We start from the raw sequence: 14,619 nt of genomic DNA, 5'->3' as shown, positions 1-14,619 counted from the left end.
AAATACCGCAACAGGATTGCGATATCGTTTTGATCCGATACAACTGGTTTCCTAATCTTCAGAGAATTCAGTGTATTCTTGTTCTGGGCTGATCCCCCGTCGGTAACTATCGTATCCTGAGAGAACATAAACAAGCACAGCAAGCATCACTACACCGACTGGTAGCAAAAGAAGCGGTGTAACTTCTGTATACCCCCACATGATCAACAGGAAACTGACTACAAAACCAACGGTAAATGCATAGTAAATCTGTGTTCGGACGTGATCAATCAGATCTGCCCCAGTAAATGTAGCAGACATCACTGAGGTGTCTGAGATAGGTGAAGAGTGGTCCCCGAACACAGATCCAGAGAAGATTGTACCGATCATCGCAGCGACCATTGTATGGTCTCCGGTTAGGCTCCATGCAACAGGGATCGCAATCGGCGTTACGATTCCCATCGTGCTCCAAGCACTTCCAGTTGAAAATGCAATAGCACCAGCAAGCAAAAACACAATTACAGGCAGTAATTCCGCTGGTACCGTCCCTTCTGCAAAGCCAGCAATATAGTCTCCCGTTCCGAGAGCACTTACAACACTTCCAATCGACCAAGCAAGCACAAGAATTGACACCGCAGTAAGCATAATTCCGAAGCCGGCAATGGTTGTATCCACACTCTCATCAAGCGATAATATATCATACACAAACCCAATCACAAAGCTGGATACGACCATCGCAAACGAACCGAAGACGAGAGCGATTGCATAGTCCGCTTCAATAACCATATCCGTAGCTGATGCACCAGGTTCGTATCCTGTCCATAGTGCTGATCCAATTGTCACAACAATAAGCACAACAATTGGAACGACAAATGCGAGAAGCCGTGGCGTGTCCGCGTATGGATCTCCTAACTCTGCTGAAACATCCTGCATTGGACGAGCATCATCTCGATTTACTTTTCCGGTTGTTGACGCCCGTTTTTCTGCTGTTAACATTTCTCCATAATCACGGCCTGAAATGACAATGATTCCAACCATGACCAATGCAAGGATTGCATACATGTTGAACGGGATTGACTGGATGAATACCTCTACAGCGCCCGGAGGATCGCTAACACCTGCCTCCTCATATCCGTCTTCAATCATCCCGAGCTGGAACGCAACCCATGACGAGATAAATAACGTTGCAATCGGTGCTGCTGTTGAATCAACAATATACGATAGTTTTTCACGGGAAATGCGCAACTCATCTGAGACATCTTTCATTGTACTTCCGACAATTGCTGTATTCGCGTAATCATCGAAAAACATCGCAATTCCAAGGATCCATGTGGCAAGTCCGACCTTTCGTTTGTTGTCCAGTCGCTTTAGTGCCCATGACCGAACGGCATATGATCCTCCCATTCTCCAGATCAGCGCTGTCCCGGAACCAAGCAACAGCGTGAACACAATAATCTGTGCATGGAAATCATCGGCAATAGCGCCGATTATCCAGTCAAATGTTTGACTGATTCCTACACTTCCAGTATATATGATTGCACCTGACCATACACCCAAAAACAGAGACAGCACTGCTTTGCGAGTAACAATTGCAAGTATCACCGCGATAAGCGGCGGCAGGACCGACAGTGCCCCAAAATCAGACATATCTCCTACTATGTGAATTCACACATAAGTTTGATATCTAAAGTCGTTGCAAAAAAGCATCATACCAATCTTGATTGCTAATAATGTTGCTGTAATCTCTATTCAATTATTATAACAAATGATCGTTATAAATTTATCTCAAATATTCAATATGCGAAAATGTTGTCCAATTTATAATTCGAATACAGTCATACATACTGCTACGCCATGTTTGATATTGAGTACCGGCAAAACGATGCAGTCAGATACGAGTGCTTTCGATGTGGACACATTATGATTGCTGAAACCCATCCAGGCACCTGTCCAAAGTGCAATAGCCCAACACGAAATCAAACTGTCCCACTCGAATAGCAATTTATGTCAATAGATTCTCAAAACAAAGTGCCTGATCAAGGTAGCGGCAGTGCTCATGAATCAGCATTGCAGACAGCACGATATCAGTTTAAGCGTGCAGCACAGCACCTTGATGTTGATGAGCATATCTTAGAGCAGTTATACCATCCATCGAAGATACATGAGGTAAAAGTCCCTGTAGAGATGGACGACGGAAGTGTGAAAACCTACACTGGCTTTCGAGCACAACATACCGACGTCCGAGGCCCGTATAAAGGAGGATTACGTTATCATCCAGATACCGATCGTGAAGAATCTGCTGGGCTTGCCATGTGGATGACCTGGAAGTGCGCCGTTATGGACCTGCCTTTCGGTGGTGCAAAAGGTGGTATACAGGTTGATCCAGCAAAATGTAGCCGGCGAGAGAAAGAACGCATTACTCGTCGGTTTGCAAATGAAATTCACGATGTAATCGGTCCAATGCAGGATGTCCCCGGACCAGACATGGGAACAGACGCACAGACGATGGCATGGTTCATGGACGCATATTCCCAAGACAAAGGAGAGACAACACCAGGAATTGTAACCGGAAAACCAACAGTGCTTGGCGGTAGCCGGGGCCGAGCAGCTGCTCCAGGAAGGAGTGTGGCACTCGTTACGCGAGCTGTCTGTGAATATTACGATCAACCACTGGATAGAACAACAATTGCTATCCAAGGATACGGCAGTGTGGGAGCCAATGCAGCCCGTCTACTTGACGAATGGGGAGCAACAATCGTTGCTGTCAGCGATATCAACGGAGCAGCGTATGATCCTGATGGGATTGATCCAGCAACGATTCCTTCATACAATGAAGAGCCAAATGCAGTAACCGCATACGCGAGTGATATCATCTCAAACAGTAGCCTGTTCAGTCTCGATGTTGATCTGCTTATTCCAGCGGCAGTGGGCAATGTGATAACAGAACAGAATGCAGACAATATTCAGGCCGATATAGTGATTGAGGGAGCAAATGGACCGACAACAACGGGGGCTGATCGTATTCTCGAGGAGCGCGACATTGCGGTGATCCCGGATATCCTTGCGAATGCTGGAGGCGTGACAGTTAGTTATTTTGAATGGTTACAAAATATCAACCGTAAACCTTGGTCACTGGAAAAAGTTCATGAAAAGCTAGATGAAGCGATGATAAACGCATGGGCCGATGTTTGTGATCATTATGATGAGAATAAATCTATGACGTGGCGGGATGCAACATACAAATTAGCCCTATCACGTGTGGCGAAAGCTCATGACATGCGGGGGCTGTGGCCATAATCATTCGTAGTCCGATATTAGAAATCGTCCCTGCAGGGGTGTGAAATTGTGACGGACTTTACTCATGAGGCTGGCTTCGAGTGGGATCATACCCACGGTCAGACTCTATCTCCCATCATCATCGAGTAGGGTTGGGACAATCCAAAGCAACGCCTGTGGAGACTAACACCGCTGTGAGCCTGTCCCAGCACGGGACAGTGCCGTCGTGGAACCAGAACCCTGCCCGAAAGGCAGAAAGCCCCGCCCCCAACAAAGCGAGGGCGCAACCCGAGCGGAGTAGAGCGGGGTAAGTTTACTTCTCTTCAGATATATTTCTTGAAGGTTCCCCCGCTTGTTCACGAATCTGTCTGAGCTCTGACTCAGTAATTTTCCCGTTTGCGTATTGCCATTGGGCTTCTGCTACAGTATCTGACATCCATCCCCAACTCTGTCGTCGTTTTTTCTGTCGCTGTCTCCACCGATATCCGGCATAGCCAATAAACACTGCGTGGACAACAATGACTTGCATAGCAGTGATTGTCCACGAAGCGAGCCCAGTGATTGAAAGAATACCGGATAAAACCATAGAGTCAACACCAAGTGCAAGATACAAGCCCACCATCGGCCACGTGACAACCTCCTCTTTCATGTTTCACTATGTAATGGGGATGTCATCTTTAGTGTGTTGTTGGCTGCAACCGCACTATTTATTTCGGTTGGACCTCGTTCCTCCCTCCATACCGGATAACATACAAGTGTTTTATTAGGATGGTTTTTCCACCTACTAATTGCAGACGTGACACTAATCTTGGAAAGTGCGATTCATGAATTTAGTTTAGCGGATGCTACACTGGCAGCGCCAAGTAAAATGGATCTCATAGACGCCGATCCAATTGATTTTTCGCTTGAAACCGTCTACCGATTTGCCGGTCAGTATGAGTCATTAGCCCATGTGGATAATCTTGGCTGGTGATCATCAACAGCTCCCGCCATTCAGCAAGACAGAATCTCCACCAGCAACAAGCACCGGACTATCGCTATTTGAACACATCTATACTGACGGTGGTGTATTCGAGGATATTGGACTTCAGTTGCGAACACAATACCGCATGCACCGGGATATCTCATACTTCCCGAATCGGGAATTTTACGATCGATCGCTTCAGACAGGTGTCAGTATACAGTCTATCGCAGATCGAGAGCCAATAGTTGGGTACAACATTGGTGGTACCGAGCAGCCCGCCGGAACCTCGTTTATCAACTCTGAAGAGGCAAGCTTGGTTGCTACGCTTGTCAGCAGAATTCGTGATGATGGGATCCCAGCAAAAGAGATTGGCGTCATCACACCATATGCAGCTCAAGCGACACATATTCAAGACATATTGGCAGATGCCGATCAGATTGACGCTCACAATTCAATAACGGTAGACACGATTGATGCTTTCCAAGGAAGCGAACGGACAGTTATTCTTATTTCATTTGTCCGAAGCAATGCTGATGGGGAGATTGGCTTTCTTGCCAGACCGAGTGACGGACCACGTCGTTTAAATGTTGCAATGACCCGAGCACAGCGCCTATGTGCTCTTATCGGGGACTGGGCAACGCTGCGAGAGGCGTCGGAACAGGCTGAATCAGTGGATCACTACGCGGAACTATTCTCCTATCTCCGCGATACGAATCGACTGCGGGAGGTTGACCCGGCATTTCTCCCTGTGTAGCGTTGTAACAACATATATTGTAACTCAGAACAAGTTTTGTCCATGATCAAATATCAGTGCCATGAGTGCGATCATCTCTTTGAGGTTGATGTCGAAAATCCATATGGAACCTATGAGTTTACAAAGTGCCCAAACTGTGGCAGTGCAAAGACAACTCTCTCTGATCAACATCAGTGATCCATCCGGATCTTAGGTAGAATAGTACTCGTTGTTACGTTTCTGCTCTCTATCGAGTTTACTGTCTGGTTTGTTAACACGAGGTCTGTCTGTTCGCTCATCTCGCCGAAATGTAATTCCAATCGATGAAAGGAATTGATTCATCCCTGATTGAACAGATTGTGGCGAGCTAGCGACTCCATTTTCTCCAGATGTTCCTTCAAACACGATAAGCCGATCAGCAATGTGATTTATCAACAGCAGATCATGGTCAATAACGAGTACAGCTTTGCTTCGTCGCCGTGCAAACCGTCGAATTTGCTTTGCAAATGCCGCTCGGCGGTCAACATCGAGAAACGCTGACGGCTCATCGAGAACGTATACATCTGCATCTCGAGCGAAGCACAACGCAATGCCAACCCGTTGTAGCTCTCCGCCTGATAGTGTATCAAGATGCCTATCATATAATTCTTCAAGTTCAAACGGGTCACGAATCTGAGTAATAAATCGCTGAGATGTAATGTCTGTGGCTTGTCTAAGTCGTGTCTGTACTGTTTCTTTGTTATCCGCAGATAGATACTGCGGTTTGTATGATACGGTAACGTCCTCAGGAATTGCTGCCTGCTGTGGATCGATAGCTCCAGCAAGTAGCTTTGCAAATGTTGTTTTTCCTAACGCGTTTGCTCCGATGATCCCAAGTGATTCCCCAGCGTGGATCTCTCCGGGGTTAACTGATAATGAGAACGAATCATATTGGTGCGTCAATGTTGGATATCCCAGTAGTTTTGCCTCCTGTGGAACTGATCTTTCCCCCGGCGCTGGAAACTCGATACGTCGCTGTCGGATCTGTACGTTCTCCTGCTGTAATCTTCCTTCTAAAAACTGGTTAATTCCTTCTCGAGTCGACAGTCGCTGTGAGATTACACCAAATCCACTAGGTTCGCCATAAACGACATGAATACTATCCGCCAGTAAATCAAGCATCGCTAAGTCGTGCTCAACGACCATCGCTGCAGCATCGTTCGAAGCAGTCCACTCCCGAATGGCTCGGCCAACAATTAACCGCTGCTCAATATCAAGGAATGATGACGGCTCGTCAAATATGTATAAGTCTGCCTCTGAGAGTAGTGTCACCGCGATAGCGAGTCGCTGTAATTCCCCTCCTGACAGATTACGTATTTGTCGGTCTTCTAGCCCCGATAAGTCAAGCATTTCAAGAAGTGAAGCAGAAGCAAGTGTGGGTTCAGACATCACATCTGCAACGGTTCTTGATTCTTCACTTCGGAAGTTCGTGATCTGCTGTGGCTTATATGCTGTTGTGATCTCTCCATTCTGCAGTGACTCAAGATGGTTTTGCAGTGTGGTTCCTCGAAAGGTATTGATTGCTTCCTCCCAGCTGGACGCCTGCTCTGTGTTCCCGAAGTTCGGAATCTGGTTGCCAGATAAGATTTGTAATGCAGTACTTTTTCCAATCCCATTCCGGCCGAGTAACCCAATTACGCTTCCGTCTTCTGGTGCAGGAAGATTGTACAAGCGAAACCCATTTTCTCCATACTGATGTGCAAGTTCTCCTGTTGCGGTCGGTAATGGAATAATCTTTATCGCGTCATTTGGGATCTTTTTCTCGATTAGTCTGTGTTCCGCCATGACCAGTGCATCATCAATGTGTAATTTCCCATCTTCGGTGACATGAAATCCTTCATGTCCTGATCGGTTTAGTGGATCATATTTCACTGCAATATCTTTGACTTCTTCTGTTACCTTATCTTGGTCAATAACAGCAATGTAGTCTTGCTTGGATGAGTCTCGGTTTGTTGTCATTTTGATATTTCTTTCTCAGGTGTACCAACAGCAGGTACCGTAACTACATTATAGCATGGGCGCAGAGAAGTTAGCTATGTCGCGAGCAATTGTTGATATAATCTATTAGTGTTGTCTAACAAGCGATTCTATCAGGTTCTTCAGCAGAACCGGTTTATTGCTGGCTCCCGTATTAAATCTATATCATGGAATACGACTTCTGGCCCACTGTTGGGATCGCTATTGCCGCGATGTTGGTTGCGGCCGTCATCCCGGTAGTCAACATTCTAGCCCCGCTAATCGGCGGTGCAGTTGCGGCATATATCAGCCGCGCCAACGCACATGAAGGAGCAAAGATCGGAGGAATCGCAGGTGCTATTATTCCACTTGCACTTGTCCCGCTTGCACTTCTGGCTGGATTTAGTGTAGGCGCTGGAATGGGAGGAGCACTGACGATGGCTGTCTTACCGTACATGTTTTTTGTGGCAATCATTGGCGGTGCCGGTGCCCTTGGTGGGTTTCTCGGTGGTCATTACAACGAAGAAAATCATTCTGTCGAGCCTGCTGATAGATCACGTGGCCGATCTCCGGAAGCAACCACCAGCTCCGATACAGAAGATGATCCCGTCGACACGCTCAAGCAACGATATGCTAGAGGAGAGATTGATGAAATTGAGTTTGAGCGACGCCTTGAGAATCTTCTTGATGACCGTGATGATGACTTTGGAAACACTGACGTCAGAGATCCGGAAGAATATGTACGTGAACGCTAACAGTAATCGCTAGTCCAGAAATGTAGCAAATGCTATAAAATTTGAACCTATGTTCAGACCAAACTATGGCACCCTCAGACGGCCATCTGCTGGCTCGTAAACGCTGCCCCTTTTTTTGAGTCGCTCGATATACTCTCGAACTTCTTTTCGACTTGCCTCAGTTTTCCAACTCCCATAATCAACTGCTTTCTCGACTGGAACTCCATTTGGGAATGAATCTTGTTTTGATCGAATAATATCTCGTATTTTATTGCTGGTTTCATCTTTCCCCGTTTGTATGACTCTTCCACTTGTCGCCTGCGGTTCTGTGTTCTCCGGAGGCTTTTTTGTAAGCGCCTCGTCAACTCCATCAAGCGTCGTGTCAAGGAGATTCGATGGTTGCAAATGCTCAATAACGCTATTTGGTAGGTCATTCATGCCGAATGATGCTATATCGTCAATGTTGTCTCTCCTGTTTCGGAATACTCGAAACTCAAACCCATCAGTAAGCACTCCCCATTCAGCTGAAAATACCTGGAGCTTTTCGAAGAGTCGTCTTTTTGGCTCTGAATATTCTCGATCTGAATGCCTACTTCCAGAATCAAGGGGCTCTCCAAATTCCTCCACTTCGATTATTACATCTGGTGGCTCTCTCCCGCCGCTAAAAAGCGCATAGTCAGCTTTCTTGTCTGTCCGGTCAGTCGTGTACCCGAGCTGAACATAGTTATTATCCACTATATTCCATCCAAGAGCCTCTACAAATGGTGTGACCAACTTCACTTTTGTTGCTGCTTCATCGAATGGGGGGTGTAGTTCCTTGGATGTCGTTGCTTCGACCTGTACTGCCGTGCCGACGTACACTTCTATGTCAGGGTCTGGAATATTATTTGGCGGCATCGAAAGCATCTCTCGTTCAGATGCATCGGTTAGTCTGTCCACTGAGTGAGCTTCGACATATGGCTCAAACACCGGCATTCCATCTTTCTCCGTTTGCTCAAGATGAATCACTCCAGTGAGCTGAATCACGTCCCCAGCGTTTGCTTCGTCTACAATGTCATCTTCAAGGGAAACATCAATTATCCCTATTTTCGCATCCTCAGGCAGTGTATTGGGATCCTCGGCGATTGTAAACCGTCGTGAGTCAACGAACTCGGATTCATCTTCGACTAGCACGAATGGCCCTTGTTGTTCACAGCCACGACACTCATATGGCTTCTGTGGTGCGTTATTATGTTGGTCAACGTACGTTAGCGTCCCACAGCGCTGGCATTCAAACGCAGCGTGCTGTAATATGGTCCGGACCTCTGTTGCCTCACGCACGATTCCGCGTGTTGTAATTAGCTTACTTTTGTCATCCGATTGAATCTCACGAATGTTGATTTCTGTCCGCTCTGGAGGGTTTTGCAGTCGAACATTCGCCTGTTCAAGATCTGCCTCAACCGAATGTCCAAATAACTGAAGAGCCTTTTCAGCGCGTTGCCGATATTGATCTGGATTATTAACATACCCCTCAGCAATTTCTGCGTCAAACTCTTCGATATCGTGCCAGTCGACATACAGCGATCGTCGATCTGGGTGCTTGTCAGCAAGCGTTCTTATTTGTTCATCATAATATTCTTGATAGAGAGATCGAAATGAGTCAATTAAATCTGTGTCGTCTTCAGCAGACATAATAGAAGATAATCATCAGTTCCAGTAAAGCGTTTGTGTATGATTGTGTCTGAGCAATCTATAGTCTCCTGTGTCAGTGGGTTGTCCATCCTCCGTCAATTGGCAGATTAACTCCAGTGATATAGGAGGCTTTTTCTGATACAAGGAAGGCTGCCGGTTCAGCGATTTCTTCTGGCTTAGCAATCCGGTTAATCGGTGTCTGATTGAGAACGAACTCATAAAATGACTCGTCTTCTAATCCCGACTTTGTCATCTCTGTTGTCACAAATCCTGGACAGATACTGTTGACACGAACACCTTCTTCCGCATAGTCAACAGCAGTAGTTCTGGTAAAATTGACAACTGCGCCTTTAGCAGTAGCATACGCTGCTGCTTGAGGCCCACCAACAAGTCCAAACACCGAGGCAACATTAAGCACATTCCCCGAGGACTCCAGAAGATGTGGCATCGCAACCCTCGTTCCATACACGACCCCATTCAGGTTTATTTCCATCAGTTTGTGCCAGTCTTCGAGCGTTGTGCTCTCGACGGTTCCCGTTATTCCTATCCCGGCGTTGTTTACTAAAATGTCTAATCCACCGTGTTCATCCACTGTCTGTTCAACTAATGATTCCACTGCTTCGTACGAAGAGACATCACACTGAACAAACGAACAGCCGAGCTCGTTAGCCGTCTTTTTTCCTGTTTCTTTCGTTCGACTCGCGATAACAACGGAAGCACCTTGATCGATAAACTCTGCCGCAATAGCTTTTCCAATGCCAGCCGACCCCCCGGTGACGATTGCAGTTTTTCCTGAAAGCATTATAATTCTAGTATATACTTTACTACAATTAAGTTTTGCAGGCTACGTTCCTGTTCTCAAGGAGTAACACGTGGATAAAGTACCTTGGGGTCAAGCCCTGATGCTTCCGCCTTGAATTTCTGTGAAGTGTCTCGGGGGCAAGTCGTTCGAGAATCGGAAATTCTCGTGATCACGAAAATCAAAGGTTTTTCGACGACCCCGAGGCAATCTGCCTGCTTTCTCTGTGAACTATTCATACATGGTGCCAAGCCAAATTGTACACTGTGACGGATTCTACTCATGCAGCTGACTTCGAACGGAATCATACCTATGGTCGGACTCCATGCTTCCGTCACCAGCAGGTAGGGCAGGACATGGCCGAATCGACGCCTGTGGAGACTGCGTTCTCTGTGGACACTGTGGTTGTGTCCACAAAGTGCGTCGTGGAATCAAGAATCTCTTCCCTCAGCGGTACGTGAGTAGACAGGATAGTTCACTCTGGATAGAGTAGAAGTCTCCCGACGAGCTTCAAGTCGTATAGAAGCTGTGTCTTCCCTGATGGCGAGAGATGAGGTTTCTCGAACTACTTAATCACAAGGCTGTCAACAAGCATGGCTGTTGCTATCTGTCGTAGCTAAAAACGTGTACTTTCAGGATAGTAGATATGGGAGCGCCCACGTGGCTAAGTTACTTAGACTAAATGCTATGACCGGGAATAGCAAGCTACCAGTGGAGAGTCGCAACCAAGCGTACACTAGTTTCCCGATAAATGGAAAGAGAAATGATTCGACAGTGAACTGAAATCCTCCATCATAGATAAGTCCGAATCTTATACCATGGCTAAATGCAGTGAGCGCAATAGCTAACACAATTACGTGATTCCAACTAAATGTCTGGTCTTCTTTTTGCTCCCCTAATGCAACTATCAGTAACGAAAGTAATACTCCTGTATATAGCAACTCTTGTGCTACTGGTGCCATGATCGTCTGAAAAAGCAACTCTTCTGCTGCTACACTGTCAAATGGAGGTCCATCATAGGTAGGTCCCCCGTTAACTGAAACTGCTATACTACCCTTAAATATAATAACGCCAAGCGTTGCAATTACAGCAGATACGACGGTATCAGAGCGTTGGTCTAATGTCAGACCTATATCTTTTGCTGATAATGGACCGTACCACAGAAAGAGTAGTACCACCAAGATCATTAACAGATGACCTATCCAGTTATAGGATAATCCAAGATCTAATACCGAATATACGTTAAAAAATTGAGATAATCTGTTTGCTACATGAGCTATAACGTAAACTAATATGAACAAGAACGCGAAGTATGTACGACGGTTCTGCTTTGATACAATCAAACAAAGAACCAACCCCAGCAAAACCGCTGCTAGCTGACCAAGCGATTGTAAAGGCATATTTATTCTTGAGTTAGTGTTTGTCTGTCTCTGAATGAGGTTATTACTGCTACGCTAATCTAATATATGTTAAAAATTATCATATTTATGTGTGCTGTTATTTTCAACATCTCCAGGCTACGTTCCCGTTCTCAATGAATGAACGGCAGGGGCGAGTATGGCAGGGACTTAGCCTGTAAGAGATAAAGGAACCATAGACTTTTAGTTACTTTTTTGTAATTAATGTATGGGAATGGGTGAGACCAAATGGCATGCTGCAACTGTTGATGAAACACTCGATGAAATCGAGTCAACTCAAGACGGGTTAAGCAGTGAGAAGGCAACACAACGTCTTGAACAATATGGACCGAATACCATTGGTGAAGGTGAAGAGATTAGCCTTATTAAAATTCTTCTCCATCAGTTCACTAGCCCCCTCATTTACATTTTGATTATCGCCTTTATCATCACAATCATAATCGATCACTATGCTGATGCAGCTGTCATCGGGCTCGTGCTTGTTATCAACGCCGTCATTGGGTTCATTCAGGAATATCGAGCAGAAAACGCGATGGCAGCCTTGGCATCGCTCATTTCACCGAAAGCACGGGTCCGTAGAGACGGCGACGTAACCGAAGTAGATAGCACGGAATTGGTCCCTGGGGACATTGTGTTACTGGAATCGGGCGATATTGTTCCAGCAGACCTTCGCCTGATTGCAGCAAATGAACTACATCTCAATACTGCGGTGTTAACCGGTGAGTCAGTTCCTGTCTCTCGGTCGATAGATCCTATCAAATCAGAATACACAGTCGCTGACCGAGAGAATATGGCTTACATGGGGACTTCAGTTGCTTCAGGGCGCGGTGTTGGGGTCGTGGTGGCAACTGGTGCAGAGACCCAGATTGGAACAATTGCGGGAAAAGTTCGTGAAACCGAGCGTGTCGCAACACCTCTCCAAACACGAATGCATCGGTTTGCTAATCGGATCAGCGTTGCTATTCTTGTCATTGCTGTTCTCCTATTCGGGATTGGATTCTGGCAGGGTATACCGGTTGCAGATGTATTCTTACTTGCCGTCGCTACAGCAGTTTCAGCGATACCAGAAGGCTTGCCAGTCGTAATGACGGTAGCACTGGCGGTCAGTGTCCGCCGAATGGCTGGGCGTAACGCTATTATCCGACGACTTCCAGCGGTTGAAACGCTCGGATCCTGTAGTGTTATTGTTTCGGATAAAACCGGAACGATTACTGAAAATAGCATGACGGTTCAGCAGCTGTGGACTGCTGGTAATCTTATCAACGTGACTAATGGAGACAGCTCAGGGGAAAGTGAATTCTTCTGTAATGAGACAGAGATTACAATAAAGCAGGGGACACCGGCGTATGAAACTCTACTTGCTGCCACGCTAGCAAATGAAGCCTCGCTTGAGGAACAGGACGACGGGTCATTCGATCCAGTAGGTGATCCTACAGAAACTGCACTGCTTGTTGCCGGTCGAAAGGCAGGTCTCAAGCAACATGAATTGACACAGAGGTATCCACAAATCAGCTATATACCATTTGAATCAGACCGCCAATACACTGCGTCTGCACATCGAGTGGAGGATGATGTGGTTACATATGTTAAGGGTGCCCCTGAGCGGGTTATCGGAATGTGTGATACAATGCTGACATCAAGCGGAGAATCCTCGCTTAATTCCAAGGAGGTACTTACAAAGGCAGAAGAGCTTGCTGGTGACGGACTGCGTGTTATCGGGATGGCTCGGGCTAAAGGGGATGTAACAAACACTGAACAACCCAAAGGACTAACATTTCTTGGACTTGCAGGAATGATTGATCCACCCCGATCAGGGGTATCAGAGGCAATCGACTCGTGTTACCGTGCTGGCATTGATGTTAAGATGATTACTGGTGACCATGCGAAAACAGCACAGGCAATTTCAGAACGGGTTGGAATTAAGTCAGATAAAGTCCTTACAGGAGAGGAAGTGTCCCAACTCTCTGATCAAGAACTAACTGCGCGTCTCAGAGATACAGCCGTTTTTGCCCGTATCAGTCCCGCGCAAAAGCACCGGATCGTTACGTTACTTCAGGCGGATGGGGAGACCGTAGCAGTCACCGGAGATGGCGTGAATGATGCCCCGGCACTAAAAGCAGCACACATTGGCGCAGCAATGGGAATTACCGGAACAGATGTTGCAAAAGAAGCAAGTGAGATGGTCCTTACCGATGATAATTTTGCTACAATCTACGCTGCTGTTGAGGAGGGCCGCACTGTATTCTCTAATATTCGTAAAGCAACGATGTTCCTTCTTGCAACCGGTGTTGCACTTGTACTAGCAATCCTTGCGGCATTTCTGCTCGCTATCGTAGGCGTACTTCCTCGAGATGATGTTGGTCTTTTTCCATTGCTTTTGCTTCCGGCACAGGCGTTGTGGCTAAATGTTGTCAATAACGGTATTCAAGATGTTGCGATGGCATTCGAGCCTGGAGAGCAAGAGCAGTATGAGCGGCCTCCTCTCCAGCCTGATGCCGGAGTACTTTCGAGAGAAATCCTTGAGAGAACTGTTATCGTCGGGATATGGCTTGCAGTTCTTGCTGTTGCTGTCTTTTGGTATGTGTTTACAGGAGGGGCTACGCTCGGATACGCCCAGACAGCGACTCTTACAGTGATGGTTGTTTCAATGGCATTGTTTCTTGGTACGGCTCGATCCGAAACACGCTCAATTTTTAAGAAAAGTCCCTTCTCAAATCCACTTCTTCTTGTAGGAACAATCACAGCGTTAGTAGTGCACTTAATTGTTATTCACGCTGCCCCGACCCAACTCCTACTCGGAGTCGAGCCAATCAGGGCTGAGACGTGGGCCCGAATTCTGCTGATTGCACCCACCGTAGTGGTAGTTGCAGAACTGCACAAGCGGTGGAGAAGAGAGCAATCCATTCCAGAGTAAACTAACTCCATCCTTCTCTCTCGTCGGACGCTACTTCACTATGGGAACTTACAGAAGTCCAAGGCGAATGGCCCATCAGCTTTAGCCGTGTGGAAGAAGTCAATCTGTAACAGTTACAGCTTTTATACGCGATTGA

At 46.6% G+C, this 14,619-nt stretch carries 13 protein-coding genes; 7 read left to right on the top strand and 6 right to left on the bottom strand.

Annotated features, from left to right (window positions below):
- Positions 1-51 precede the first annotated feature (51 nt).
- Positions 52-1,626, bottom strand: a complete 1,575-nt coding sequence (locus K0C01_RS11710) for a Na+/H+ antiporter NhaC family protein (RefSeq protein WP_221169875.1) — start codon at positions 1,624-1,626, stop codon at positions 52-54.
- A 207-nt stretch (positions 1,627-1,833) separates the two neighbouring features.
- On the opposite strand from K0C01_RS11710, the gene K0C01_RS11705 reads away from it, so the two are divergent.
- Positions 1,834-1,977 carry a rubrerythrin-like domain-containing protein gene (locus K0C01_RS11705; RefSeq protein WP_221169874.1) on the top strand — a complete coding sequence of 48 codons (144 nt, stop codon included), beginning with the start codon at positions 1,834-1,836 and terminating at the stop codon, positions 1,975-1,977.
- Between the two features lie 6 nt (positions 1,978-1,983).
- A complete protein-coding gene (gene gdhB, locus K0C01_RS11700) occupies positions 1,984-3,276 on the top strand; it encodes a glutamate dehydrogenase GdhB (RefSeq protein ID WP_221169873.1) in 1,293 nt (430 codons plus the stop codon).
- Positions 3,277-3,568: 292 nt separating this feature from the next.
- On the opposite strand, the gene K0C01_RS11695 is transcribed toward gdhB, so the two are convergent.
- Complete coding sequence (locus tag K0C01_RS11695; protein ID WP_221169872.1) at positions 3,569-3,904, bottom strand: hypothetical protein; 336 nt, start codon at positions 3,902-3,904, stop codon at positions 3,569-3,571.
- A gap of 147 nt (positions 3,905-4,051) precedes the next feature.
- On the opposite strand from K0C01_RS11695, the gene K0C01_RS11690 reads away from it, so the two are divergent.
- Genes K0C01_RS11690 through K0C01_RS11680 form a run of 3 tightly spaced genes read left to right on the top strand, consistent with a single transcriptional unit; the run spans position 4,052 to position 5,150 of the window.
- Positions 4,052-4,228 (top strand): hypothetical protein, encoded by a 177-nt coding sequence (locus K0C01_RS11690; RefSeq protein ID WP_221169871.1) that lies wholly within the window; start codon positions 4,052-4,054, stop codon positions 4,226-4,228.
- Positions 4,206-4,973: a DEAD/DEAH box helicase family protein gene (locus K0C01_RS11685; RefSeq protein ID WP_221169870.1), complete on the top strand. Its 768-nt coding sequence runs from the start codon at positions 4,206-4,208 to the stop codon at positions 4,971-4,973. Before K0C01_RS11690 ends, K0C01_RS11685 begins: the two co-directional genes overlap by 23 nt.
- Before the next feature lie 42 nt (positions 4,974-5,015).
- On the top strand, positions 5,016-5,150 hold the full coding sequence (locus tag K0C01_RS11680; protein ID WP_221169869.1) for an FmdB family zinc ribbon protein: 135 nt from the start codon (positions 5,016-5,018) through the stop codon (positions 5,148-5,150).
- A 12-nt stretch (positions 5,151-5,162) separates the two neighbouring features.
- Here K0C01_RS11680 and K0C01_RS11675 read toward each other — a convergent pair whose 3' ends face one another.
- Entirely contained in the window at positions 5,163-6,950 is a 1,788-nt protein-coding gene (locus K0C01_RS11675; protein WP_221169868.1) for a ribosome biogenesis/translation initiation ATPase RLI, read from the bottom strand.
- A gap of 185 nt (positions 6,951-7,135) precedes the next feature.
- Here K0C01_RS11675 and K0C01_RS12870 point away from each other — a divergent pair, with 185 nt between their 5' ends.
- Positions 7,136-7,702, top strand: a complete 567-nt coding sequence (locus K0C01_RS12870) for an SHOCT domain-containing protein (RefSeq protein ID WP_255568301.1) — start codon at positions 7,136-7,138, stop codon at positions 7,700-7,702.
- 63 nt (positions 7,703-7,765) lie between these two features.
- Here K0C01_RS12870 and K0C01_RS11665 read toward each other — a convergent pair whose 3' ends face one another.
- From K0C01_RS11665 to K0C01_RS11655, 3 genes are all read right to left on the bottom strand, one after another.
- Complete coding sequence (locus tag K0C01_RS11665; protein WP_221169867.1) at positions 7,766-9,352, bottom strand: hypothetical protein; 1,587 nt, start codon at positions 9,350-9,352, stop codon at positions 7,766-7,768.
- Between the two features lie 73 nt (positions 9,353-9,425).
- Positions 9,426-10,154 (bottom strand): meso-2,3-butanediol dehydrogenase, encoded by a 729-nt coding sequence (locus K0C01_RS11660; protein ID WP_221169866.1) that lies wholly within the window; start codon positions 10,152-10,154, stop codon positions 9,426-9,428.
- Positions 10,155-10,783: 629 nt separating this feature from the next.
- A complete protein-coding gene (locus tag K0C01_RS11655; RefSeq protein WP_221169865.1) occupies positions 10,784-11,338 on the bottom strand; it encodes a CPBP family glutamic-type intramembrane protease in 555 nt (184 codons plus the stop codon).
- A gap of 439 nt (positions 11,339-11,777) precedes the next feature.
- Between K0C01_RS11655 and K0C01_RS11650 the strand changes: the two genes are divergently transcribed.
- Positions 11,778-14,483, top strand: a complete 2,706-nt coding sequence (locus tag K0C01_RS11650; protein WP_221169864.1) for a cation-translocating P-type ATPase — start codon at positions 11,778-11,780, stop codon at positions 14,481-14,483.
- Positions 14,484-14,619 lie beyond the last annotated feature (136 nt).

The sequence above is a fragment of the Salinarchaeum sp. IM2453 genome (assembly GCF_019693215.1).
Lineage (GTDB): Archaea > Halobacteriota > Halobacteria > Halobacteriales > Salinarchaeaceae > IM2453.
Note: the sequence above shows the minus strand (reverse complement) of the source record. Positions and strands in the feature narration are given on the sequence as shown.

What these genes read in the sequence shown, in the direction of transcription:
- gdhB (WP_221169873.1), top strand. Translation starts at nt 1,984, where the DNA reads ATGTCAATAGATTCTCAAAACAAAGTGCCTGATCAAGGTAGCGGCAGT.
- K0C01_RS11655 (WP_221169865.1), bottom strand. Translation starts at nt 11,338, where the DNA reads ATGATCTTGGTGGTACTACTCTTTCTGTGGTACGGTCCATTATCAGCA.
- K0C01_RS11695 (WP_221169872.1), bottom strand. Translation starts at nt 3,904, where the DNA reads ATGAAAGAGGAGGTTGTCACGTGGCCGATGGTGGGCTTGTATCTTGCA.
- K0C01_RS11680 (WP_221169869.1), top strand. Translation starts at nt 5,016, where the DNA reads ATGATCAAATATCAGTGCCATGAGTGCGATCATCTCTTTGAGGTTGAT.
- K0C01_RS11675 (WP_221169868.1), bottom strand. Translation starts at nt 6,950, where the DNA reads ATGACAACAAACCGAGACTCATCCAAGCAAGACTACATTGCTGTTATT.
- K0C01_RS11650 (WP_221169864.1), top strand. Translation starts at nt 11,778, where the DNA reads ATGGGAATGGGTGAGACCAAATGGCATGCTGCAACTGTTGATGAAACA.
- K0C01_RS11705 (WP_221169874.1), top strand. Translation starts at nt 1,834, where the DNA reads ATGTTTGATATTGAGTACCGGCAAAACGATGCAGTCAGATACGAGTGC.
- K0C01_RS11685 (WP_221169870.1), top strand. Translation starts at nt 4,206, where the DNA reads ATGTGGATAATCTTGGCTGGTGATCATCAACAGCTCCCGCCATTCAGC.
- K0C01_RS11665 (WP_221169867.1), bottom strand. Translation starts at nt 9,352, where the DNA reads ATGTCTGCTGAAGACGACACAGATTTAATTGACTCATTTCGATCTCTC.
- K0C01_RS11710 (WP_221169875.1), bottom strand. Translation starts at nt 1,626, where the DNA reads ATGTCTGATTTTGGGGCACTGTCGGTCCTGCCGCCGCTTATCGCGGTG.
- K0C01_RS12870 (WP_255568301.1), top strand. Translation starts at nt 7,136, where the DNA reads ATGGAATACGACTTCTGGCCCACTGTTGGGATCGCTATTGCCGCGATG.
- K0C01_RS11660 (WP_221169866.1), bottom strand. Translation starts at nt 10,154, where the DNA reads ATGCTTTCAGGAAAAACTGCAATCGTCACCGGGGGGTCGGCTGGCATT.